This window comes from Nitrobacter sp. 62-23, from assembly GCF_001897285.1.
Classification (GTDB): Bacteria; Pseudomonadota; Alphaproteobacteria; order Rhizobiales; family Xanthobacteraceae; genus Nitrobacter.
Genome location: NZ_MKSM01000099.1, coordinates 79,568 through 102,253 on the forward strand (window position 1 = coordinate 79,568; position 22,686 = coordinate 102,253).

Consider the following 22,686-nt stretch of genomic DNA (forward strand, 5'->3'; position numbering starts at 1 on the left):
GCCTATTTTCCCGCCACAACACCTTCCGGTTCGCCGCTTAACCCGCGATAGACAACGCCGCCGATGACGCCACCGATCAGCGGCGCCACCCAGAACAGCCAGAGCTGCTCCAGCGCCCAGCCGCCGACGAACAGCGCGGGGCCGGTGCTGCGCGCGGGGTTCACCGAGGTGTTGGTAACGGGAATGCTGACCAGGTGGATCATCACCAGCGCGAGCCCGATCGCCAGCGGCGCGAAACCGGCTGGAGCCTTGCCATGGGTCGATCCCATGATGACGAACAGGAACATGGCCGTCATCGTCACCTCGGTGATGAAGCCGGCCATGAGACTGTAGTGACCGGGCGAATGCTCGCCGAAGCCGTTGGATGCGAATCCCTTGGCGACATCGAAACCCGGAGCCCCGCTGGCGATCACATAAAGCAGTGCGGCGGCGGCGATCGCGCCGATCACCTGCGCGATGATGTAGGGCAGCACCTGCCCGGCCGGAAACCGCCCGCCCGCGGTCAGCCCCACAGTCACGGCCGGATTCAAGTGGCAGCCTGAAACATGCCCGATCGCATAGGCCATGGTGACGACGCTGAGGCCGAAAGTGAAGGCGACGCCCAGCAGCCCGATGCCGACCTGCGGGAAGGCCGCGGCGATGACCGCGCTTCCGCAGCCCATAAAGGTCAACCAGAACGTGCCGATCAATTCGGCCGCATATTTTCTGAAATCCATGGCGCGTCTCCCATTATTGCAAAAACCAAATCGCAAGAACCAATCGCTCGGGATCAAGGACCATCAAAACCGCGTTGTGAAGCGCTTCTGAGCCGCAATTGTTGTCACTTTTGGGGAATTCCACCTGAAATTTCGGCGTGTTCCGCGAACCAAATCAGCGTCCGGCGGTGGACATTCCCGTTTTGATCTGTTACATCCGCGCCCTTGATGCTGAGGGCGTGGCCTTTGTCGGCCCTCCTGCTTCTGACCAAATCTCACTTCGTGCAATTGAAAGAGGATGCCGCGTGCAGGTTCTCGTTCGCGATAACAATGTCGATCAAGCCCTCAAGGCGCTGAAGAAGAAAATGCAGCGCGAGGGGATTTTCCGCGAGATGAAGCTCCGCGGCCATTACGAGAAGCCCTCCGAAAAGAAGGCACGCGAAAAGGCCGAAGCCGTCCGCCGCGCCCGCAAACTGGCGCGCAAGAAGCTGCAGCGCGAAGGTCTGCTACCGATGAAGCCGAAGCCGGTTTTTGGCGCCGGACCTGGAGCGGGCCGTGGCGGCCCGGGTGCCGGTCCGCGCGGACCGCGCTGAGCGACTGCTTTCGACCGAGCTTGAATGAAACGCGGGGTATCGGCCCCGCGTTTTGTTTTTGATGGCGGCGCTATTGCGGCAGCACGGCCTCGACGACCGACTTCGCGGCCGAGAGCATGTCATCGGCGACCGTGGCACGGGCGCCCGTCTGCGCGGCCGCATTGGCCTCAAGGTCGAGCGGCCTCGAGGCTTGTGGAATATCCGCAGGTGGAACCGGCAGCCGCGCCTGGTCGTCGGCGCGGCCGGAAGATAATCCCTCCCCGTTCCCCGTCGTCGAGGCTTCGACAGCAGGCACAGACACCTGGATCGGGGGCGGAAGCGGCTGCATCGCCGGCTGAGGTGCGGTGCGCGCGACCTCTAGCACCCGCGTTGAGGTGGATTCAGCCGTTTGGCGGTCGGAGTTCCGCTGCACTCGCGCGACCTCCGGTTGAGGGCGCACCCCCTCGACCCGCGGAGTCGCATCGTGCGCGCCGCGCAAGCGATCGATCGCGGCCCGCGCCAGATCGTTGGCGTCGCGATGATCGTCCGGCGCCGACGCCGTCTGTGCCGGAGCAGACGGCACGGACGCTACCCTGGTAGCTTTCTCGCGCCGCGCCGTTCGATGTTTTTTGACGTCAGCCGGCGACCCCGCGGTTTCCGCCCGCTTCTCGTCCGGTCTTCCAGCAGCCGTCTCGGGCCGGACTTTCTCCGCCGTTACCTTCGCGATCGCGTTTTCGGAAATGCCCTTCGCCCCCGCCTCGGAATCGTTGTGGCCGGCTCTATCGGGAATCGCGGCGGACGCCGTTGGCGGAGCATCGGCGGGCCTGGCTATGTAATGGTTCACGATATAGGCTGCCGTCACCGTCGCAAGCACGGACGGCAATACCTTCTCGACAAAGAATTTCGAAGCGCATTTCAGCATGACCGGCCTCTCCCGCGCTGTCTGATGCGGAAACTTTTGGGCCGATTGAGGGATCAATCGCGACGGATCGAAGGCAAGGCTGCGGTCCCCCTCACGTTTCGTATCTGCCGGAAGGCTTCCGTTGTCAGAGCAGCTTGATCCGGCCGAACACCATGAACCCTGTCAGGTCACGCCCATAGACCGGTTTCAGGTCGTCAGGCAGCAGGTAGCGGCTGACCAGCCCGCCAATGCCGAACTTGGCATGATCGGTGCGAATGAAATCGTAGACCCCGCCGGCCGAGACTTTGCCCACGCTGAAAATTCTCTCTTCGAAACCGGGAATATGGTGGGTCAGTTCGTTTTCAGCGACCTGTTCCGCGCGCATGAACAGCGTCCAGTTGTTTTTCAGAATGACCGAACTCTCAAACAGATAGGCGTCCAGCGTTTCGCCGGGGTTCAGCATCTTGCGACCCCAAGCCGCCGTCGCGCTCCACAGATGCCCGTCGCCGAACGGCGTGGTGTAGATCGCCGAAGCCGTCAGGCGGTTTTCGTTGACCTCCGGCTCAAGCTGCTCCGGCGAATTCAGATGCCCGTAGGAGACCTGCACCGACAGTTCGCGCACCGGATTCCAGCTCACCCGGCCGGCAAAGCTGTCGAGCGCGGGCCGTTCGATGTCGTAGCGGTACTGGTCGGGCTCCCGCCCGCGGAAGGTGGACGCCTCGAACTTCCAGTTGTCGAGAACAAGACCGGCCGTCACCACGCCGAACGTGATGTGCGTCGAATCGAGCCAATGGTGGCTGATCGGCGCCTCCGGATTGTCCATGCCGCTGAGGCGATGCATGAAGGCCGGCGGCCCGAGCGCGGGTTCACCCGGCAGGCCGCCATAGACGAAGACGCTCGAATTCGCGGTGATGTTATGGCTGTACGTCGCCGCCAGTTCCATGAACAGATCATGCGGATGCTGGCGATCGACAAGATGCGACACGCCGTCGGCGGTCTCGCCACTTGCCAGCAGCAGCGGATAGCCGGACGCGCCCATCAGCGGCTCCGGAGACAGCATGGCGCGCATGCCGAAGGTGCCGTCTCCGAGCGGCCGCTGCGCCATGGTCATGAGCATACCGCTAACGAATGTCTTGTCGGCGCCGCGCGGGCCAGGCTGCCGGTCGTAATTCAGGTTGATGAAGCCGTGGGTCATCACGCTCCAGGCCTCGAACTGCTGATGCAGCCCTTCGTGCGGCGAGGTGTCCGGCTGCCAGCTCGTTCCCGACGCCTCGCGCGACATCATGTAGGGTCCGAGAAAGCCGGGCATTGAGCCGTGGCCGTCCGTTCCGTGCCCCGTATGGGCGGGACTCATCGCCTCATGATCCATGTGCGCGGTATCCATGTGCGCGACGGCCGGCGCCGGTGGCTTTCGTTTCGCCACCGCGTGTTTCCGCTGCGCGGGATGCCCCAGATGAGATTGATGGGATAGTCCGCCCGAGGCGGCATGCCCCATATGTTCGTGATCCCCATGCTCGCGAACCATGTGCTCGCGACCCGTGTGGTCGCGACCCGTGTGGCCGTGCTCCGGCGGCCTCTCCTGGCCCGCGGCAGCGGATGCCATGGTCCCCAGCGCGAATACGAGATAGCAGCGGACGCTGCGGCGCAGAGAACGTCGAGACATCAGATCCTCAAAACCTCGCCTCAAGGCGAAGGCGACGGCGATTCCATTCCTGTCCGACTATGGCACGAACACCATGAAGATGTAGACCGCGAACACGACGATGTGGATCATTCCGAACAGGATGTTGGTCCGGCCGGTTCCGAACGTGAGCATGCTTAAAAGGAACGTCAGGCCCAACAGGATCATCTTCTGGCTACTGAGACCGAGTTCGAGCGGCTTGTCCATGACATAGGCGGCCACCGCGACGGCCGGAATCGTCAGGCCTATTGTGGCCAGCGAGGAGCCGAGCGCGAGATTGATGCTCTTCTGCAAATCGTTCTGCCGCGCGGCCGCGAGCGCCGCGACGCTTTCCGGCAAAAGCACCAGCAGCGCCAGCAATACGCCGGCAAGGGCTTCCGGCGCGCCGACCACCGCGATGCCCGCGTCGATCACCAGCGAGAACTTCTTCGCCAGCAGCACGACGGCGAGCAGCGAGATCAGCAGCAGGGCGACGCTCAGCGCCAGCAGCCGCTTCGAGGTCAGCCCCTCCCCACTATCGGCGCCGTGCCCGACAATGAAATAGTCGTGATGCAGGACCGTCTGCGTATACAGAAAGACGGCGTAGAGCATGATGGTGGCAACGCTGACGAATCCGAGCTGGAGCTGCGAATACAGCGGCCCGGGCGTCGTCAGGGTATAGTTCGGCAACACCAGCGTGATCGTCGCGAACACGATCAGCACGCTGAGATAGATGTTCACGCCCGCAGGGCGGAATTCCTGCTCGCGGTAACGAAGCCCGCCGGCCAGAATGCAGGTCCCGACCAGACCGTTGCAGACGATCATGACCACCGCGAACACGGTATCACGCGCCAGTTCCGGCACCGCCTTGTCGCCCAGCATGATCGTCGCGATCAGGGAAACCTCGATGATCGTGACCGCGAGCGTCAGCAGCAGCGTTCCGTAAGGCTCGCCGATCCGCTCCGCGATGACCTCGGCGTGGTGCACGGCCGCGAAAACCGTGCCGAACAGGATCACCAGCAGCACGAGGGCGAACAGGATGCCGCCCGCCGAGGGGAAGAAGGTGACGCCGAGACCGGTCACTGCGCCGTAAAACAACACGGCCAGGGCCGGAAAAACCCACGCCGAGCGAGGCATCGAACCATGCGCGCTCATAGGTGGCGGGCCTATGCGGCGCGCTTGCGAACGCCCTTTTTCGCCTTTCTGGTCGTCCCGGCCTTTTTGGGAGCTGTCTTCTTCTTCACGGCCTTCTTCTTAACAGCCGCGCTCTTCTTGACCGCGGTTTTCTTTTTGGCGGCCTTTCCGGGAGAGAGGTAAAGGCCGACCTTCTTCGAGGAATGCCCAACCGCCTTCACAGCGGCGCGAAGCCTTGCGGGCGTCACCTTGAACTTCTTCGACCAGTAGCTGACTTCGTAAGGCTGGCTCAGCGCAATCAGGCGCCGGTCACTGGCCTTGTGTGTCTGCAGCTTGATGTAGGCCTCGACCTTTTTGGCCGAGCGGCCCGCCGCCTTGACAGCGGCCTTCAGTTTCAACGGAGTGACTTTGAACTTCTTGGCCCAGTAGCGAACCTCATAGGCCTCACTCAACGAAATCAGGCGGCGATCACCACCCCCGCGCTTCGCCTTGTTGTCCGCCATGTCGGCCTCCCGCTGTTGAACTCCACCGTATCACATCGCCTTGACGATATTCTCCGTCATCTTCTTGGCGTCGCCAAGCAACATCATGGTGTTGTCGCGATAGAACAGTGGATTGTCGATGCCGGCATAGCCCGACGCGAGCGAGCGCTTGATGAACATCACGGTGCCGGCCTTCCAGACCTGCAACACCGGCATGCCGTAGATCGGCGAGGACTTGTCTTCCTCCGCCGCCGGGTTGGTGACGTCGTTGGCGCCGATCACGAAGGCGACGTCGGCCTGGGCGAATTCCGAATTGATGTCCTCAAGCTCGAACACCTCGTCGTAAGGCACGTTGGCCTCGGCCAGCAGCACGTTCATGTGTCCGGGCATCCGGCCCGCGACCGGATGGATCGCGTATTTGACCTCGACGCCCTCCTTCTTCAGCGCGTCCGCCATCTCGCGCAGCGCATGCTGGGCCTGAGCCACCGCCATGCCGTAGCCCGGTACGATGATGACCTTCGACGCGTTCTTCATGATGAACGCCGCGTCCTCGGCCGAGCCGAGCTTGGCGGGCTTCTGCTCGCCGCCGCCGGCAGCCACCGCGCCGGTCTCGCCGCCGAAGCCGCCCAGGATTACCGAGATGAACGAGCGATTCATCGCGTGGCACATGATGTAGGACAGGATCGCGCCGGAGGAGCCGACCAGCGCGCCGGTAATGATCAGCGCCGAATTGCCCAGCGTGAATCCGATGCCGGCCGCCGCCCAGCCGGAATACGAGTTCAGCATCGAGATTACGACCGGCATGTCGGCGCCGCCGATCGGAATGATCAGCAGAACGCCGATCACGAGCGCGAGAATCGTGATCAGCCAGAAATCGAGCGCGCTGCCCGACATCACCAGGCCGTACATGAAGAAGACCAGGGCGAGAGCGAGCACGATGTTGATGATGTGGCGCACCGGCAGGATGATGGGAGCGCCGCTCATGCGGCCCGACAGTTTCAGGAACGCGATCACCGAGCCCGTGAACGTCAGCGCGCCGATGGCGACGCCGAGCGACATCTCGATCAGGCTCTGCGCATGGATGTTGCCGGGCGTGCCGATGCCGAAGGCCTCCGGCGCATAGAACGCACCCGCGGCCACCAGCACCGCCGCCATGCCGACCAGAGAGTGGAACGCCGCCACCAGTTCGGGCATCGAGGTCATCGGCACTCGGCGCGCGATCACCGCGCCGATGCCACCGCCGATCGCAACACCGAGGATCACCAGAACCCACGCCATGGCGTCGGCGGGCGGATGCGCCGCGAGCGTGGTCGCGACCGCGATCGCCATGCCGGTCATGCCGAGGAAGTTGCCTTTCCGGCTCGACGCCGGACTCGACAGCCCACGCAGCGACAGGATGAACAAGACGCCTGCGACGAGATAAAGCAGCGCGGAAAGATTGGCGTTCATGGCGGTGCCCCGACGTCTTGTCCCGGACGCGGCGCAGAACAACGCAATGCGACGCAGAACCGGGGCCGTCCCAAATTGTGGCGGTCCCGGACCGGCGATACAGCCTCACACGCCGTATCGCATCCGGGACACTGCAAGTAACCCAGCATCGAAAAATCTACTTCTGCTTCTTCTTGTACATCGCCAGCATTCGCTGGGTGACGAGGAAGCCGCCGAAGATATTCACGCAGGCGAAGACCAGCGCGACAAAACCGAAGGCCCGCGCCCAGCCCGAGCCGGCCGAGATCATGCCGACGCCGACGGCGAGCAGCGCGCCGACCACGATCACCGAGGAGATCGCGTTGGTGACCGACATCAGCGGCGTATGCAGGGCCGGCGTCACCGACCACACGACGAAGTAGCCGACGAACACGGCCAGGACGAAAATCGACAGCCGGAACACGAAAGGATCAACGGCCTCAACGATATGTTCCATCAGAACCTCGTTGCTTCTTTCACCTCTCCCCGGGGAGAGGCCGGCGAACGCAGTGAGCCGGGTGAGGAGTGGAGAAATGTCGGATATGGACGCGGCCCCTCACCCGCGCCAGGCGGCGCGACCTCTCCGCGGCAGAGAGAGGTGGGAAAGCGGCGCGCGTTGACGGACAATAACATTCACGCGCTTTTCGGCTGGAAGTTCGGATGAATGACAGCGCCGTTCCTGGTCAATGCGGTCGCCTTCACCAGTTCGTCGTCCCAGTTCACCGCGAGCGCCTTGGTCGTCTTGTCGATCAGCGTCTCGATGAACGAAAACAGGTTGCGCGCATAAAGGCTCGACGCCGAGGCGGCAACGCGGCCCGCGACGTTGGTGAAGCCGATGATCTTCACGCCATTGAGATCGACGACCTTGCCGGCCTGGACGCCCTCGACGTTGCCGCCGCGCTCGACCGCGAGATCGACCAGCACGGAGCCCGGCTTCATGGAACGCACCATCTCGGCGGTCACGAGCCTCGGCGCCGGGCGCCCGGGAATCAGCGCGGTCGTGATGATGATGTCCTGCTTCTTGATGTGTTCTGCGGTCAGTTCAGCCTGCTTGGCCTGATACTCTTTCGACATTTCCTTGGCGTAGCCGCCGGCGGTCTGCGCGTTCTTGAACTCTTCGTCCTCGACCGCGAGGAATTTGGCGCCGAGACTTTCGACCTGCTCCTTGGTCGCGGGACGGACGTCGGTGGCGGTGACGACGGCGCCGAGGCGGCGCGCGGTGGCGATCGCCTGAAGGCCGGCAACGCCGACGCCCATGACGAACACTTTCGCGGCCGGCACGGTGCCGGCGGCGGTCATCATCATCGGAAATGCGCGGCCGAACGCCTCGGCCGCCTCGATGACGGCGCGGTAGCCGGCGAGATTCGCCTGGCTCGACAGCACGTCCATCACCTGGGCGCGCGTAATGCGTGGCATCAGTTCCATCGCGAAAGCCGACACGCCGGCGTCCGCGATCGTCTTGAGCGCCGCTTCGTTGCCGTAGGGATCCATGATCGCGATCACCAACGCGCCACGCTTGTAGCGCGCCAGTTCGGATGCCTCGGGCCGCCTCACTTTGATGACGATATCGGCATCCGCGACCGCATCGGCGCTGACTGCGGCGCCCGCAGCCGTAAAATCTGAATCCGGCACTCCCGACTTGATGCCGGCGCCCGGCTCGATGGCGACATCCGCGCCGAGCGCCTTAAACTTCTTCACCGTGTCGGGAGACGCGGCCACCCGCGGTTCCGACGGATCGATTTCCTTCGCTATTGCAATCTTCATGATGCCTCCCGCAGCCGACGGCCACGCATGACTAAAGCACCAGCCACATTGCTAGCGAACGAAAATCCGAGACGGCCGGAACGATGAGTTGACAATCAGGTGAGGAAAATCGCCATCAGCGAGACGATGGTGATCACGGCCACGGTGCCGATCGTTCCGAACTTGATGAAGGCCTTATAGGTTCCCTCATGCGCCGGATAGTCCATTCCGTCCGCCGTCGAGTAAACAATTTCATTATGATCTGACACGTCGCGTCTCCAGCCTGGGGTTGATCTTACCCCCGAGGAATTAGCGCAATCGGGAAGACAGAGCAACGGTGTGGCGGTCCCGTCGGCAAAGTCATCGTTCTTTTATATGTACAAGATGCACAAATCGAGCGGCACGAGCCTGCAATCGCACTGTTTCGCGCTGAAAATTGCCCCTCGCCTAACGGTTTGGCCGGAACGGCCGACGCCGCTTGCGCCAACCCGGACCAGAAACGGCGTCTGACCCGCATTGGCCATTCGGCTCCAGACCGGCCGACGCGGCAGAAAAACAGCTACCGGTTGAAAATACGTGCCTTTTTGGAAAGGGCGGCAAAGCCGATCGTTTGGTTTACGGCCCCTCCGCACTGCGCCATTTTGCCACATGCGCCGGCGGCCGCCAGGCGATGCGACCCCAGCTATTTGGGCGAACGCCCGGATTACCCCAACGACTCCAGTTCATCGATCATGCCGGCAATGACCGACAATCCGCCGTCCCAGAAACGGGGGTCCCTGGCGTCGAGCCCGAACGGCTTCAGCAGTTCGGAATAATGCCTCGTCCCACCGGCGGCGAGCATCGCCAGATAGCGCTCGGCGAACCCGTCCGCGGCGTGCTCGTAGACCGCGTAAAGCGAGTTCACGAGGCAATCCCCGAACGCATAGGCGTAGACGTAGAACGGCGAATGGATGAAGTGCGGAATGTACATCCAGAACGTCTCGTAGCCCGGCTTGATCTCGATCGCGGGACCGAGGCTCTCACCCTGCACGCTGAGCCAGAGCTGGCCGATGCGCTCGGCGGTAAGCTCGCCATTCTTGCGCTCGGTGTGGACAGCGCGCTCGAAGGTATAGAACGCGATCTGCCGCACCACGGTGTTGATCATATCCTCGACCTTGCCGGCGAGCAGCGCCTGCCGCTGCTTTGCGCTCCTGGTCTGCGCCAGCAGCCGCTTGAAGGTCAGCATCTCGCCGAACACGCTCGCCGTCTCCGCAAGCGTCAGCGGCGTCGGCGCCATCAGCGCGCCGTTTTTCGCCGCCAGCACCTGATGCACGCCGTGGCCGAGTTCATGGGCAAGCGTCATCACGTCGCGCGGCTTGCCCTGGTAGTTCATCAAAACGTACGGGTGCGCCGACGGCGTGGTCGGATGCGAGAACGCGCCGGGCGCCTTGCCGGGGCGCACCGGCGCATCGATCCAGCGGTCGGTGAAGAAGCGCTCGGCGATGCCGGCCATTTGCGGCGAAAAATCGCCATAGGCCGTCAGCACCATCTTGCGCGCATCGTTCCACGGAATGACGCCGGTGGCGGCGAACGGCAGCGGCGCATTGCGGTCCCAGTGCGCGAGCTTCTTCTTCTTGAACCAGCGCGCCTTCAGCACATAGTAGCGATGCGATAGCCGCGGATAGGCCGCGCGCACCGACGCCACCAGCGCATCGACAACCTCGCGCTCGACGCGGTTGTTGAGATGACGCGAATCCGCGACGTCCTGAAAGCCGCGCCAGCGGTCCGAAATATCCTTGTCCTTGGCGAGCGTGTTAGTGATCAGCGCGAAAGTTCGCTCGTTGGCCTTGAACGTCTTCGCCAGCGCCTGACCGGCCGCCTTGCGCTTTTCGGGCGAGCGGTCCTGCAACAAATTCAGCGTCGGTTCGATCGCAAGCTCCTTGCTCCCGACCTTGAAGCGCAAGCCGGCGATTGTCTGGTCGAACAGCCTGTTCCACGCGGAATAGCCGGTCTGCGATTTTTCGTGGAAAAGCTGCTCGACGCGATCCTCAAGCTGGTACGGCTTGTCCTTGCGGCTGTCCTCGATCCACGGTCGATAATGCCCAAGCTCCGGCGCCTGCATGGCGCGCTCGATCACGTCGTCGTCGATGCGGTTGAGTTCGAGCGGGAAGAACAGCAGATGCACCGAGGCCGCCGTCAGGCGCTCGGAGACGTCGCCGTAGAATTTCGAGATCGCGGGATCGACGCTGTCGCCGGCATGGATCAGTCCCGCATACGAGCCCAGCCGGCCCGCAAGATCGTCGATCGCCTCGTAGCGCCGCACGGCTTCGGCCAGCCACACGCCGCCGTCGGACTTCGCCGTTTCCGTCGCGAGCTTGCCCTTGTAGGCGGCCTCGAACGCCTTGCAGTCCGCATCGACCTTGTCGAGATCGCGCGTCACCTCGGGCGCATCGATGCCGGCGTAGAGATCCGCCAGATTCCATTCCGGCAGGCGTCCCGCATCCGGTTTCGCGGCAGCGGCTTTTTTCGCGGGAGGCTTGCGATGAGATGAGGGCTTGCGGGCGGCGGCGGATTTGCGTGAAGCGGAGGAAGAACGCGAAGCCATTATCGATTCCAGACCTTCTTTTCGGTTCCGACCAGGAAGAACCCCTTGCACGACGACGGCGCGGCAAACCTTAAGAGCGCATTAATCAGCGTCCGCCAGTGTGCCTCGATTCGGTACAGATAGTTGTAGCGTGCGGGGAATGCCATGACTGCCACCATTTTGATAGCAGACGACGACGCGGTCCAGCGCCGGCTCGTCGAAAACATGGTGCGGCGGTCGGGCTATGAAGCGATCGTGGTCGAGGGAGGCGATGCGGCCATCGCCACGCTGATGGCCGCTGACGGACCCGCCATCGATGCCCTCGTCCTCGACCTTGTGATGCCAGGCCTCGACGGCATGGGCGTGCTGGCGAAAATCCGCGAAGCCGACATCAATGTTCCCGTCATCGTCCAGACCGCCCATGGCGGCATCGACAACGTGGTCTCGGCGATGCGCGCCGGCGCGCAGGACTTCGTGGTCAAGCCGGTGGGCATCGAGCGTCTTCAGGTTTGTTTGCGCAATGCGCTCAACACCAGTGCGCTGAAAAGCGAGTTGCGGCGGGTCCGCCACAGCCGCGAGGGTCGTCTCACCTTCGCCGACATCGTCACCCGCAGCGAGGCCATGGCCAACGTCCTGAAGGCCGCGCAGAAGGCCGCAAGCTCGTCGATTCCGGTCCTGATCGAAGGCGAGTCCGGCGTCGGCAAGGAGCTGTTCGCGCGCGCCATCCACGGCACCAGCGAGCGCAGCGCCAGACCGTTCGTCGCGGTGAACTGCGGTGCGATCCCGGATAATCTCGTGGAGTCGATCCTGTTCGGCCACGAGAAGGGATCGTTCACTGGCGCGACCGAGCGTCACGCCGGCAAGTTCGTCGAAGCCTCCGGCGGCACATTGTTTCTCGATGAGGTCGGCGAGCTGCCGCTGGCCGCGCAGGTGAAACTTCTGCGCGCGCTGCAGGAAGGTGCTGTGGAAGCGGTCGGCGGCCGCAAGCCGGTCAAGGTCGACGTCCGCATCATCTCGGCGACCAATCGCAGGCTGCTCGATCTCGTCAAGGCCGGACAATTCCGTGAGGACCTGTTCTATCGCCTGCACGTGCTGCCGCTGACGATCCCGCCGCTGCGGATGCGGCGCGACGACATCCCGAACCTGCTGCGGCATTTTCTCGCCCGCTTCTGCGCCGAAGAAAATCGGACCATTACCGGCATCAGCGGCGAGGCGATGGCGGGACTGTCACAGCTCAACTGGCCCGGCAACATCCGCCAGCTCGAAAACGCGGTCTACCGCGCGGTGGTCATGAGCGAGGGTGAGCAGCTCGGCCCGTCGGATTTCCCGCTGATCGGCGCGCAACCTGCTGTCGACGCGGACGAGCCCCTGGTCATGGAGCCGATGCTCCAGCAGATGGCGCACGACATGATATCCGGTAATGAAATACCAATCGTCCCGCCCCTCCCCGATGCGGGCAGCCTGTCGATGCTGACGCATGACGGCGAAATGCGCCCCTTGGAGGAGCTGGAGGCCGATATCATTCGCTTTGCGATTTCACACTACCGCGGGCAAATGTCCGAAGTGGCGCGACGGTTGAAGATCGGGCGGTCCACACTCTACCGCAAGCTGGATGACATCGCAGCGAACGAGGAACAGTAGCGGGCTTCCTTGCGTTTGCGGCGTGAGGGCTGACCGGTTGCGAGCCGCAGGGAGAGAAAAAATGTCGCGGACGTGAACCGTTGCGGCGCGGTGACAGACCGACGGAAAACACCTTTGCAAAAGGCGTGCGCGTTGCAAACAGCATATTTTGAGGTCAGTTTGTCGTGAGTTGCCTCTGCGGCGCTGGCTGCCCGAATTGGGCGCGTGTAACGTCCGTGCATGACCGTGATCGCCAACATCAAGTCGTGGCGAACGCCGGACGAAAATCATCGGAAAATTGTTCCAGGCCGGGACAGTTTCACCCAAGGGGGTGCTGAGAATGCGGGACTATTCGACTAACCGGACCGGTTTCGACCGGTTCCTGATGGCCCTTGCAGCCGCCTTCCTGACAGTCTCGACCACGGCAGCATACGCCCAGACGGAGAAGGCGAAGAAGAGTCCCGCCGAACTTGCAATCGACGCTGCTGTGCCGATGCCGGAGCCGGCGAACGTTCCGCCACCCACCGCAGCCGATTTCAAGATGAACGACGTGCCGCCTGCGCCGCCCGTCACCAGTGCGTCGAAACCGGCTGACAGCACGACCGCCGATACAGCGACCGACACCATGCCGGCCGAGACAAAACCCGCCGCCACAAGCGCTGCGGACTCGGGAGCGTCGTCGCGTGCGGCAGCATCTGCCGACGCCGCATCTTCCGATACAAAGGTTTCCGACGGCAAGGCCGCCGAGACAAAACCCGCCGAGGCCAAGCCTGCCGAAACCAAGCCTGCCGACGTCGCGGCCACGCCCGCGGATGGCGTCAAAACAGAGGCCAAGACCGACGGCGCCAAGACCGACGATGCGAAAAAGGACGCGACCGCGACGATCACGCCCGCAGCCGTGCCTCCGGCGGAGACTTCCGCACCGGCCGCCGATCAGCCCGGTGAACCGGCGAAGGCCGTGGCCAGCGTCTCGCCGGCGGATCAACCGGCGGCCGAGAAGCTGCATGAGCTGCTCGATGCGAAGTCCGCAAAATTCTTCGACCGCAAGGCCGAGCGGACCGCGATCGAGACGTTCTACACGGCGCGGGGCTATGCGCCGCTATGGACCGAGGGCGGCACCCTGACGGCGCAGGCCAAGGGCGTGATCGCGCGTCTCAAGGACGCCGCAGCCGATGGCCTCGATCCCGCCGACTACCCCGTGCCGAATTTTGCCGAAGCGGCGTCGCCGGATCAGGTCGCCGAAGCCGACCTCAAGCTGACCGCGAGCATGATGGACTACGCGCGTCAGGCCCAGAGCGGCCGGATGCACTGGTCTCAGGTCAGCGCGGATATCCAGTATCCCGAGCATCCGATCGATCCCACGCAGGTTTTGACCAACGTCACCACCGCGCAAGATGCCTCCGCGGCGCTCGACGGCTACAACCCCCCGCACAAGCTTTACCGGGAGCTGAAGCAGAAGCTGGCTGAACTCCGAAGGACGTCGGAAGGCCCCCTGATCGAAATCGCCGAGGGCCCAAGTCTCGTATTCCGCAAGAATGCCGTGATGGAGGACCCGCGCGTCCCGCAGATTCGCGCCAGGCTGGGCGTTTCTGAAAATCCCGACGATACTGGATATGATGCCGATGTCGCCGCCGCCGTGGAGGCTTTCCAGAACCGCAATCACCTCAACGCCGACGGCATTCTTGGCAACAACACTCTTCGCGCCCTGAACGGCGTGAAGAACGATCGTCAGATCGACACCATCATCGTCAACATGGAGCGCTGGCGCTGGCTGCCGCGCGAGCTCGGCGCGCCGTCGCTCGGCGACGCCTACGCCATCTTGAACATTCCGGACTACTCGCTCAAGGTGATGCAACACGGCGAGCAGGTCTGGAGCACCCGCGTTGTCGTCGGCAAGCCGGGAGTTCACGCCACGCCGCTTCTGACGGAAACGATGAAGTACATCACCGTCAATCCGACCTGGAACGTGCCGCCGTCGATCATCTACAAGGAATACCTGCCCGCCTTGCAGCAGGATCCGACCGTGCTTGAGCGAATGGGTCTCAAGCTCGAGCGGGATCGCAGCGGCGGCATCCACATTTCGCAGCCGCCGGGCGATCGCAATGCGCTGGGCCGCATTCGATTCAATTTCCCGAACAAGTTCCTGGTGTATCAGCACGATACGCCGGACAAATATCTGTTCGCCAAGGAGACGCGCGCTTTCAGCCACGGCTGCATGCGGGTGCAGAACCCCGACCAGTATGCAGCCACGCTGCTCAACATCGCGCTTCCGCAGGAGCATTACACTCCGGAGAGGATCCGAAGCATGTATGGCCGGAGCGAAATCGACATCAAGTTTCCGACCCCGATTCCGGTCAACATCACCTATCAGACCGCTTTCGTTGATCATGCCGGCAAATTGCAGATCCGCCGCGACGTCTACGGCCGCGACGCCACGATGCTGGCGCTGCTGCGCAACACCAAGGGCCGGAATCTGGAGGCGGTGATCGCGCATGCCCAGCCGAACTATTCCCGTCCGAAGGGCGATATCCGGCAAGGCGTCGCGCTCAGCGACAACGGCAGGTTTGGCGGCGGTTTCGCGAGCGACGGCTTCACAAGCAGCGGCCCGTCGTTCTTCGAGCGGCTGTTCGGGTTCCAGAACCCGCCTCCCCTTGTCGAGGACCGTCGCCGCCAGATCTATCGGCGCTAGTTACGACCCGTCAAAGGGTTGATTTAGTTGATTAAAAACAATGACTTCCTCGCGCAATGAGGCTCTTTTAACGTTAACCATCGTCCCCTGCGCCTCAATCCTCTGGCTCTTTTTTGCCACAGTCGGCGGGCTAGTTAGCCTTTAGGAGCAGACGGGTTAAGGTAAATCCGGATTTAACCCTCCTGTTCTACGACTTGAGTTTAAGCCCTTCCACAATGGGGTCGTGGAAGGGCGGCGCGACTTAATCGTCCTTCGGGTGGGCTCATTAGTGCTTGCAGGTTTTGCACGCGGTTTGAAATCATTGTCGATTCCACGGGCCGGTTACTGCATCGGCCTGACGTCGCTTCTGCTGCTGGCGGGCGCAGGATCGGTGCATGACGCTGCCGCGCTCAACGAAACGCGCACGCTGTCGTTTCATCACACCCATTCCAACGAAGACCTGACCGTCACCTTCAAGCGCAACGGCCGCTACGACGAAGCCGCATTGAAGCGACTCAATCACTTTCTCCGCGACTGGCGTAGCCAGGAGCAGACCACCATGGATCGTCACCTTTTCGACGTCCTCTGGGAGGTTTATCGCGACGTCGATGCCAGACAACCGATCAACATCGTCTCCGCCTACCGCTCCCCCGCGACCAACGCCATGCTCCGCCGCCGCTCCGCACACACCGGCGTCGCGCGATTCAGCCAGCACATGCTTGGCCACGCGATGGACTTCTTCATTCCGGGCGTGCAGCTCGAAAAAATCCGTTTCGCCGGCCTTCGCCTGCAGCGCGGCGGCGTCGGCTTCTATCCCAAATCGGGCTCGCCCTTCGTTCACCTCGACACCGGCCATGTGCGGCACTGGCCGCGCATGACCCACGACCAGCTCGTGCGCGTCTTCCCGAACGGCCGCACCGTGCACATTCCCTCCGACGGCAATCCGCTGCCCGGCTATGAGCTGGCGATGGCCGACATCGAGAGGCGCGGCCAGAACGCGGATGAAGACGGAGCTGTCAAGAGCAAGCCGTCGAATTTCCTGCTGGCGCTGTTCCGCGGCAAGGCCGCCGCCGACGAGGATGACGAGCCGGATGGCGCGCCGGCGGCCCAGCCGCCTGCCCAGACGGCGGTCGCTTCCGCCGCTCCCGCGGCGTCGACCGACCCGATCCCGCTACCCCGGCCGAAGCCGCCCCAGACATTGCGGCTCGCATCTGCCGAAGTCCTGCCCATCCCGCCGACGAAGCAGGCCACGGTGGCCAGGCCGCGGACCCCGGCCGACATCATCAATGCCCGCGGCTTCTGGGACGAGATGCCGAAAGCTCCGGCCCAGGCCACGCCGGAACAGGTCCTCGCCGCCGTCAGTGCCCGCAGGGCGCTTGCAGCCGTCGACCCGCGGCCGACCTCCAGCATCTCCGACTCCTTACAGGCGCTGGCCTATGCGCCTGCGCCGAAGGATGTCCGCCGCGCGCGAATTGTCGCGGCCACCGCATCGATCCCGCCGATCCGGCCCGTCACCCCCGCGCGCAATCCGATGGCGGTGGACGGCGTGACCACAGTCCTCGTCAAGGGCGCGCAGGACCAGGGCACCGTGGTGGCCACCTCGCGTCGACTGGCGCCGGCAGCCGTGCGCGACAGCGATGTGTGGATGCGCGCGATGATTGTTACTCCGAGCGCGAGCCGCACGATGTCGGCAACGATGCTGGGCGACCAGGACATGACATTGATGCATGTCTACTTCCAAAAGCCGGAACGGGCGATCGCGATGACGTTCTCCGACGATCCGCAGATGGGAATTCTCTGCGACCGATTCAGCGGATCGGCCGTCGCCAGCCTGACCACGATCCGGCTCGCGGCACGCGCGGCCTCGCTGCGGTAAACACACCGCATCTTTCGCCCCGCTCCAGAATTGATCTACCTGCTTGCCTATTGCCAAACGCGACATAAGCGGGCGAACATCCGGGAAATGCCGAAGAGAACGGCATTTTCAGGAGGAACGGTTTATGGGCGTCATCGTATGGTTGATCGTCGGCGCGATCGCGGGCTGGCTGGCCGGCGTCATCGTGAAAGGCGGGGGCTTCGGACTGATCGGAAACATCGTCATCGGCATCATCGGCGCAATTGTCGCCGGCTGGGTTTTGCCGCTGTTCGGAGTTCTGATCGGCGGCGGCTTTTTCGCGCAGGTCATCAATGCAGCCATTGGCGCCATCATCGTTCTTCTCGTCGTGGCGTTCATCAAACGCGCCTGACGGCAATCCCGCACCACAACAACGGCCGCCGACAACGGCGACCGTTTTTCCGGTGTGAGGTCACGATTTAAACAACGATAAACGCAAGCCGCTTTTCAACAACGCTCGCCAGCACCGACGTGCTTTTGCTCGACATCGAGCAGCGACAAGATGCGGCTCCTGTCGCCCTCAACCCCTGCGCCGCTGCGCGATCATCATCCTTTGATCCTTGACGTAACCCAGCGGCACGCCAAGACGCTTGACCGTTGCAACCACCTTGCCTCGGCTGTTCAGATCGCAGTTCATGTGGGTCGGCGCGATAAAAAAATCGGCAGTTTCCCATACCTTCGACCAGTGTAGATGGGGCTTCGCCCTCTTCAGGAACGCCGCACGCTCGCCGCAGAACGCCACGGTGTAGACATGATGCGCGTCGCGGCTCACGACCGGCTCGGTTTTGGCGAGATAGGCTTCCAACCCATCGACCGCTTCGGACATAGTCGTCGCCCAATAATCCGTCGCATAGAGCCGTGATGCACCCGCGAGCCCGCCCACGAGCGGGTTATAGACAACGTATTCATAGGGGTGCAGCCGGTAGAGCATGAGCGCGTTCCAGGAAAACCCGGCGGCGATCACCGCCAGCAGGGCCGCCGCCACCGGCCGGCGCCAAGCCGCGGCCCGCGCGACCGCCGCATCCAGCCCGATTCCGGTCAGCACCGCCATCGGCGGCAGCACGAACAGAAAATGACGCAGGCCGCAGAATGCGGGACCGTGCGCGATCGCCTCGCAGAGCAGCGGGAAGAAGGCTGCGAAACTGATCAACGCAACCTCGCGGCGACGACGGTCCGATGCCTCTTCCTGCGCGAGAGAAGGAACAGCCACGAACATCAGCGCCAGCGCCGTTCCTGCCAGCATCAACAACGGCAGCTTGATGAGAAGATAGGTCGGCACGTACCAGCGCGGCACCGTTGCCATGCGAAAGATGTGCCCGTCCAGCACGGTGGGGATGTCGTAGCCGAAATCGCCGAAGCTGATAAGCCCGCGGATCGGATTGAGCGGCGCCAGCGCCGACCACGGCCAGGCGATGATCATGATCGCGTAGGCAATCAGGAGGGCCGGTATGAATTGCAGCAGCGATGCGGCCATGAACGACATCGCGTCACGGGGCGCGCGGATCCAGTGCGCGGGCGAATTGAGCGCGATCGCGACGGGGACATAGCAAACCAGCAGAAGCGCCAGCACCTTGACGCCGAGTGCCGCGCCCGTCAGCACGCCGAAGCCTATGACATGACGAAGCCGCGGACGCGGCAGGTCGCGGGCAACCCGCGCCAGGAAGCAGATCGCGCCGGCCATCGCCGCGGCGAGCGGAATATCCTTGGTGTGGTGAAACATGGTGCCGTACCACGATCCGCACACCGCCAGCGCCACGCCCGTCAGAAACCCGGCGCGAGGGCCGGCGATCAACCGCGCGGTGGCGAGCGCCGCACCGAGTCCGCCGACACCGATGGCGGCGCTCATCAGGTGCCGCAGATCAAAGATATCGAGGGAAACAACGTGGCCAAGCAGGACTGCGAGGGAATCGAACAGCCCGCCGTAGAGGTAAAGATTATATAGCGCGAAGAGCGAGCGGTCGGCGAAACCGGTGCGATAGTAGGCGACGATCAGTTCGCCATAGCGATGCTGGATCCATTCATCGTTGGTGATCGCGTAGTCCCGGAATGTTGTCAGGACCAGGATCGCCAGCACGGCGAGCAGGACGAGCGACGCGAGGTCGTACAAATCCCGCCCGGCGATCATGCGCGATCCGCGCGGCGCCTTTGATCGCTCGCCGGGTGGAGCGAGCGACCGCTCGATATTCCCCACCAGATCGCGAGCCACTTCAACCATGACGGAGAATCCTGCTGCACCGCCGTCGCGCTGGAGTCAGTTTCGCCCGCAATGGATCCGTCTCTCGCTTATCTTCTTGTTTGAGCATGATCTTTTTTCGAAAACCGGCTTTCCCTTTTCGGGATCATGCTCTGATGCGGCAACTGACGATTTTTGACGCCGCGCGCCCCCGCCCGCACAGGGTCTTGCTTTGCCCGGACCAGGCAAGTTTGGCAAGCGGCACCGGCTGGGAGGTCCGCTGTCAACAACAGACACGCTACGTGGCTTGTCAGCTATCGCGACGCAGGACGGAATCCGCTTTGTGAGGAGCTATCGATGTTTTTTATCGAGCTCGTAGGCGAGATGCGCCTTCACCGTCGGCCACTCCGCGGGAAGGATGCTGTAGACGACGGTGTCCCGCAACCCGTAAGGCGACGTTTGATGGTTGCGCAGGGTGCCGTCCTGCCTGGCGCCGAGCCGCTCGATGCCGCGCCGGCTGACATGATTGAAAACGTGGGTACGGAATTCCACCGCGATGCAGTCCAGCTTTTCGAAGGCATGCGTGAGCAGCAACAGCTTGCACTGGGTGTTGACGGCCGTGCGCTGAACCCGCTTCGCATACCAGGTCGAGCCGATCTCGACACGGCGGCCCGCGGCGTCGACGTTCATGTAGGTGGTCATGCCGGCAATTCGGCCCTCGGCATCCCGCACCGTGAAGGGCAGCATGGTGCCGGAGGCTTGCAACGACAGCCGCCGCTCGATCTCGGCCCCCATCTTCTCCGGCACGGGAACGAACGTGTACCAGAACTTCCAGATCTCGCCGTCCCGAACCGCCTCGACGAGAGGGCCGCGATGGTCGTGTGACAGCGGCTCGAGCCGCGCATGAGGCCCTTCGAGGGTGACGGGCTGTAGCCAGGACATGGTTTACTCCGCAAACTCGTGTCGTCATCGCTATCGTCATTGCGCAATCGCGACACATCGGCAAAACCAATTTATTTCCGGCTCCGCATCCCGCCAGTCCCGGTCCATGAAAAATTGCGGATGGTCGTCCCTGCCGACCCCCCCCCTGAACTACTTGCCGCTCTCCTTCACGTTGTCCTTTCCGCCCTCCTTCACCGGCGGCTGCGGCTTTTTCTGCGCTTCCTGAAGTTCGGCCACGGTCTTCCGCAATTCCGCGACCATGCTCTCCAGCGACTCGATCCTCCGGTTGGCGGCATCGATCTTCTGCCCGCTGTCGACGCTGAGTTTGGTGACGGCCGTTTGCAGGAAATTGACGTTGCTCTGCAGGCAACTCGTCCGCCGCTCCATTTTCTTTTCGGCTGTGCAGATCTCGATGCCGGGAACGTCCTGGGCCAGGGCCGCGCCGTGACGCAGTGCGCAGGCGATGACGATCAACAACATCCATGAAAGGCTTCGGCTGGTCATTGACACTTCCTTCTCAGCAATAATTGCGACCGACACTTTTGCAGAACGGAACGCGGGACGCGAGGATTGGCTCAATGGAATCGCCGTTTCGTTGGAACGCATCCGCAGTTTATCTGTTTGGTCATGGCGAGCCTTCATCATGGCAACAAGAGTGGAGTCGAACCAGATGCCTAATGAACAGACCCCGGACCAAAAGCGCGATCAGAAGCCGGACCAGCAGGCCGACACCAAGAAGTCCGAAATCCGAAAGGCCGTCGAGCAGGATCGAATCGATCCGAAAAATCCGCAGGGGCAAGAAAACACCCAATATAGCGGCGGCTCCTGAGAAAGGCGTCGATACGATAGCTCCTCCGATGACCCTGGCTCCCATGGAGCCGGGGTTGTGTTGTGAGCATCTGGGGGCCGTATTCTGGTTCCAGTAAGACCGCATTTGATTTCAAATCATCACAAACCGGATCCGCCGCGTTAGATGCAATTAACGCTGGCCGCGAAAATCTTGCCGAACATGCAACCACTTGTCATCGAAGCCGACTTATCCTCATTCCCGTTCCGAGAAACAGGCAATGGGCTTCGACTGGCGAACGATATTTGGCCCGGCTCTCGCGTCATTGGTGGCGATCGCGTCCATCTTTGTCGATCGCAATGTCATTGCCGTTCCGGATCCGGCAGCGCTGTACGTCTGCGTCGTCGCGCTCGCAGCATCGCTCGGCGGAACGGCGTCCGGCGTGATCAGCGCGGCCATCGCCGTCGCGGCTTCCGCGCTTTTCCTTTTCGACCACGGCGCCGTGCATTCCTACGATCTTTTGCATCTTGCGCTGCTGATCCTGACCACCGGCGGCACCGCTTTTACTACCGGGTTTCTGCACAGGCGATTGGGGGACGCGCTCAAATGGCGTGAGCGGCACGCGACCGCTGCACGGCTGTCCAGCGCCCTTGATCAGATCGACATCGGCATCGTGCTGCTCGATGCGGATACGCGCGCGGAATTCATCAACCGCGCCTTTCGGGATTTTTTCTCGCTCCCCGACGAGAAGGCCGACAGCAAACCGCCATTCATCGCGCTGATGTACCACGGGCGTGATACCGGCGCGTATGAACTGCCCGAGGACGAGCTTACCCATTTCATCGCCGAGCGAACCAAGATGATGCGCGCGGGCGACCGGACCCCGATCAACATCAAGCTCAGGGGCGGCGAAGTGCTGCGCTTCTGCTGCACGGCGCTCCCGGACGGCGGCCGGATGCTGAGCTATACGCCGGTGACCGATCTTGTTCGCCATACCGACGATCCAGCTGATGCCGACTATTACCTGTCGCTGCGCGGCGGCGCCCACCGCTTCCCGATCAATTACCTGCGCGCCGCGGAGTGAGCTTCCGGCGCGAACGATTCACGGCTGTTGGCTTCCGCTCTCATCGATTCCGGAAGTAGGATCGATCCTCGCAACCCGGCGTGAAAGCCTCCTTGCCATCATGACCCATCAGATCGGACAACAGCCCCGACGCCGTCTCACCTGTTCCGGATGCGGAACGGAATTCGGCTGCGACCTGTCGGGGAACTGCTGGTGCGCCGAGGAGACCGCGCGGCTGCCGATGCCTGTCCAAGGCGGCGACTGCCTGTGCCGCGATTGCCTGCGAAAGGCGGCGGCGCGCTCATCAGCGTCGGCATGATCC

The 22,686-nt window shown here is 63.0% G+C and carries 21 protein-coding genes; 8 read left to right on the forward strand and 13 right to left on the reverse strand.

Annotated features, from left to right (window positions below; genetic code table 11):
• Positions 1-2: 2 nt before the first annotated feature.
• The gene (gene aqpZ / locus BGO16_RS09900) at positions 3-716 is read right to left on the reverse strand and encodes an aquaporin Z (protein ID WP_292618512.1); all 714 of its coding nucleotides are present in this window, start codon (positions 714-716) and stop codon (positions 3-5) included.
• A gap of 284 nt (positions 717-1,000) precedes the next feature.
• Here aqpZ and rpsU point away from each other — a divergent pair, with 284 nt between their 5' ends.
• Positions 1,001-1,288: a 30S ribosomal protein S21 gene (gene rpsU, locus BGO16_RS09905; protein ID WP_292618513.1), complete on the forward strand. Its 288-nt coding sequence runs from the start codon at positions 1,001-1,003 to the stop codon at positions 1,286-1,288.
• A gap of 70 nt (positions 1,289-1,358) precedes the next feature.
• On the opposite strand, the gene BGO16_RS09910 is transcribed toward rpsU, so the two are convergent.
• The 9 genes from BGO16_RS09910 to BGO16_RS09950 form a co-directional block, all read right to left on the reverse strand.
• Positions 1,359-2,189 carry a hypothetical protein gene (locus BGO16_RS09910; protein ID WP_292618514.1) on the reverse strand — a complete coding sequence of 277 codons (831 nt, stop codon included), beginning with the start codon at positions 2,187-2,189 and terminating at the stop codon, positions 1,359-1,361.
• Positions 2,190-2,313: 124 nt separating this feature from the next.
• Complete coding sequence (locus BGO16_RS09915) at positions 2,314-3,831, reverse strand: hypothetical protein (protein ID WP_292618515.1); 1,518 nt, start codon at positions 3,829-3,831, stop codon at positions 2,314-2,316.
• Between the two features lie 57 nt (positions 3,832-3,888).
• On the reverse strand, positions 3,889-4,983 hold the full coding sequence (locus BGO16_RS09920; RefSeq protein ID WP_292618516.1) for an ionic transporter y4hA: 1,095 nt from the start codon (positions 4,981-4,983) through the stop codon (positions 3,889-3,891).
• A gap of 11 nt (positions 4,984-4,994) precedes the next feature.
• Complete coding sequence (locus BGO16_RS09925; protein WP_292618517.1) at positions 4,995-5,465, reverse strand: DUF3606 domain-containing protein; 471 nt, start codon at positions 5,463-5,465, stop codon at positions 4,995-4,997.
• A gap of 30 nt (positions 5,466-5,495) precedes the next feature.
• Entirely contained in the window at positions 5,496-6,893 is a 1,398-nt protein-coding gene (locus tag BGO16_RS09930; RefSeq protein ID WP_292618518.1) for an NAD(P)(+) transhydrogenase (Re/Si-specific) subunit beta, read from the reverse strand.
• A gap of 157 nt (positions 6,894-7,050) precedes the next feature.
• Positions 7,051-7,368, reverse strand: a complete 318-nt coding sequence (locus tag BGO16_RS09935; RefSeq protein ID WP_292618519.1) for a proton-translocating transhydrogenase family protein — start codon at positions 7,366-7,368, stop codon at positions 7,051-7,053.
• Positions 7,369-7,544: 176 nt separating this feature from the next.
• On the reverse strand, positions 7,545-8,675 hold the full coding sequence (locus BGO16_RS09940; RefSeq protein WP_292618520.1) for a Re/Si-specific NAD(P)(+) transhydrogenase subunit alpha: 1,131 nt from the start codon (positions 8,673-8,675) through the stop codon (positions 7,545-7,547).
• A 95-nt stretch (positions 8,676-8,770) separates the two neighbouring features.
• Positions 8,771-8,923, reverse strand: coding sequence for an aa3-type cytochrome c oxidase subunit IV (locus BGO16_RS09945; RefSeq protein ID WP_292618521.1), 153 nt, complete (start codon positions 8,921-8,923; stop codon positions 8,771-8,773).
• A gap of 434 nt (positions 8,924-9,357) precedes the next feature.
• Positions 9,358-11,238, reverse strand: coding sequence for a M3 family oligoendopeptidase (locus BGO16_RS09950; RefSeq protein ID WP_292618522.1), 1,881 nt, complete (start codon positions 11,236-11,238; stop codon positions 9,358-9,360).
• A 144-nt stretch (positions 11,239-11,382) separates the two neighbouring features.
• Here BGO16_RS09950 and BGO16_RS09955 point away from each other — a divergent pair, with 144 nt between their 5' ends.
• The 4 genes from BGO16_RS09955 to BGO16_RS09970 all read left to right on the forward strand — a co-directional run bounded on the left by BGO16_RS09955 (position 11,383) and on the right by BGO16_RS09970 (position 17,751).
• Positions 11,383-12,858, forward strand: coding sequence for a sigma-54 dependent transcriptional regulator (locus BGO16_RS09955; RefSeq protein ID WP_292618524.1), 1,476 nt, complete (start codon positions 11,383-11,385; stop codon positions 12,856-12,858).
• 319 nt (positions 12,859-13,177) lie between these two features.
• On the forward strand, positions 13,178-15,526 hold the full coding sequence (locus BGO16_RS09960; RefSeq protein ID WP_292618525.1) for a L,D-transpeptidase family protein: 2,349 nt from the start codon (positions 13,178-13,180) through the stop codon (positions 15,524-15,526).
• 268 nt (positions 15,527-15,794) lie between these two features.
• On the forward strand, positions 15,795-17,381 hold the full coding sequence (locus BGO16_RS09965; RefSeq protein ID WP_292618526.1) for a DUF882 domain-containing protein: 1,587 nt from the start codon (positions 15,795-15,797) through the stop codon (positions 17,379-17,381).
• A gap of 124 nt (positions 17,382-17,505) precedes the next feature.
• Positions 17,506-17,751 carry a GlsB/YeaQ/YmgE family stress response membrane protein gene (locus BGO16_RS09970; protein ID WP_292618527.1) on the forward strand — a complete coding sequence of 82 codons (246 nt, stop codon included), beginning with the start codon at positions 17,506-17,508 and terminating at the stop codon, positions 17,749-17,751.
• 168 nt (positions 17,752-17,919) lie between these two features.
• On the opposite strand, the gene BGO16_RS09975 is transcribed toward BGO16_RS09970, so the two are convergent.
• The 3 genes from BGO16_RS09975 to BGO16_RS09985 form a co-directional block, all read right to left on the reverse strand.
• On the reverse strand, positions 17,920-19,614 hold the full coding sequence (locus BGO16_RS09975; RefSeq protein WP_292618528.1) for a glycosyltransferase family 39 protein: 1,695 nt from the start codon (positions 19,612-19,614) through the stop codon (positions 17,920-17,922).
• 309 nt (positions 19,615-19,923) lie between these two features.
• A complete protein-coding gene (locus tag BGO16_RS09980) occupies positions 19,924-20,514 on the reverse strand; it encodes a GNAT family protein (protein WP_292618529.1) in 591 nt (196 codons plus the stop codon).
• A 150-nt stretch (positions 20,515-20,664) separates the two neighbouring features.
• A complete protein-coding gene (locus BGO16_RS09985; RefSeq protein WP_292618530.1) occupies positions 20,665-20,994 on the reverse strand; it encodes a hypothetical protein in 330 nt (109 codons plus the stop codon).
• Between BGO16_RS09985 and BGO16_RS09990 the strand changes: the two genes are divergently transcribed.
• The 3 genes from BGO16_RS09990 to BGO16_RS10000 all read left to right on the forward strand — a co-directional run bounded on the left by BGO16_RS09990 (position 20,978) and on the right by BGO16_RS10000 (position 22,683).
• Positions 20,978-21,343: a hypothetical protein gene (locus BGO16_RS09990; RefSeq protein ID WP_292618531.1), complete on the forward strand. Its 366-nt coding sequence runs from the start codon at positions 20,978-20,980 to the stop codon at positions 21,341-21,343. The genes BGO16_RS09985 and BGO16_RS09990 overlap by 17 nt on opposite strands.
• A gap of 238 nt (positions 21,344-21,581) precedes the next feature.
• Positions 21,582-22,385, forward strand: coding sequence for a PAS-domain containing protein (locus BGO16_RS09995; RefSeq protein ID WP_292618532.1), 804 nt, complete (start codon positions 21,582-21,584; stop codon positions 22,383-22,385).
• Between the two features lie 100 nt (positions 22,386-22,485).
• Positions 22,486-22,683 (forward strand): hypothetical protein, encoded by a 198-nt coding sequence (locus BGO16_RS10000; RefSeq protein WP_292618534.1) that lies wholly within the window; start codon positions 22,486-22,488, stop codon positions 22,681-22,683.
• Positions 22,684-22,686: the final 3 nt, after the last annotated feature.

What these genes read in the sequence shown, in the direction of transcription:
- BGO16_RS09970 (WP_292618527.1), top strand. Translation starts at nt 17,506, where the DNA reads ATGGGCGTCATCGTATGGTTGATCGTCGGCGCGATCGCGGGCTGGCTG.
- BGO16_RS09950 (WP_292618522.1), bottom strand. Translation starts at nt 11,238, where the DNA reads ATGGCTTCGCGTTCTTCCTCCGCTTCACGCAAATCCGCCGCCGCCCGC.
- BGO16_RS09910 (WP_292618514.1), bottom strand. Translation starts at nt 2,189, where the DNA reads ATGCTGAAATGCGCTTCGAAATTCTTTGTCGAGAAGGTATTGCCGTCC.
- BGO16_RS09995 (WP_292618532.1), top strand. Translation starts at nt 21,582, where the DNA reads ATGGGCTTCGACTGGCGAACGATATTTGGCCCGGCTCTCGCGTCATTG.
- BGO16_RS10000 (WP_292618534.1), top strand. Translation starts at nt 22,486, where the DNA reads ATGACCCATCAGATCGGACAACAGCCCCGACGCCGTCTCACCTGTTCC.
- BGO16_RS09980 (WP_292618529.1), bottom strand. Translation starts at nt 20,514, where the DNA reads ATGTCCTGGCTACAGCCCGTCACCCTCGAAGGGCCTCATGCGCGGCTC.
- BGO16_RS09960 (WP_292618525.1), top strand. Translation starts at nt 13,178, where the DNA reads ATGCGGGACTATTCGACTAACCGGACCGGTTTCGACCGGTTCCTGATG.
- BGO16_RS09985 (WP_292618530.1), bottom strand. Translation starts at nt 20,994, where the DNA reads ATGTTGTTGATCGTCATCGCCTGCGCACTGCGTCACGGCGCGGCCCTG.
- BGO16_RS09940 (WP_292618520.1), bottom strand. Translation starts at nt 8,675, where the DNA reads ATGAAGATTGCAATAGCGAAGGAAATCGATCCGTCGGAACCGCGGGTG.
- BGO16_RS09915 (WP_292618515.1), bottom strand. Translation starts at nt 3,831, where the DNA reads ATGTCTCGACGTTCTCTGCGCCGCAGCGTCCGCTGCTATCTCGTATTC.
- aqpZ (WP_292618512.1), bottom strand. Translation starts at nt 716, where the DNA reads ATGGATTTCAGAAAATATGCGGCCGAATTGATCGGCACGTTCTGGTTG.
- BGO16_RS09920 (WP_292618516.1), bottom strand. Translation starts at nt 4,983, where the DNA reads ATGAGCGCGCATGGTTCGATGCCTCGCTCGGCGTGGGTTTTTCCGGCC.
- BGO16_RS09935 (WP_292618519.1), bottom strand. Translation starts at nt 7,368, where the DNA reads ATGGAACATATCGTTGAGGCCGTTGATCCTTTCGTGTTCCGGCTGTCG.
- BGO16_RS09975 (WP_292618528.1), bottom strand. Translation starts at nt 19,614, where the DNA reads ATGGTTGAAGTGGCTCGCGATCTGGTGGGGAATATCGAGCGGTCGCTC.
- BGO16_RS09990 (WP_292618531.1), top strand. Translation starts at nt 20,978, where the DNA reads ATGACGATCAACAACATCCATGAAAGGCTTCGGCTGGTCATTGACACT.
- BGO16_RS09930 (WP_292618518.1), bottom strand. Translation starts at nt 6,893, where the DNA reads ATGAACGCCAATCTTTCCGCGCTGCTTTATCTCGTCGCAGGCGTCTTG.
- BGO16_RS09925 (WP_292618517.1), bottom strand. Translation starts at nt 5,465, where the DNA reads ATGGCGGACAACAAGGCGAAGCGCGGGGGTGGTGATCGCCGCCTGATT.
- BGO16_RS09955 (WP_292618524.1), top strand. Translation starts at nt 11,383, where the DNA reads ATGACTGCCACCATTTTGATAGCAGACGACGACGCGGTCCAGCGCCGG.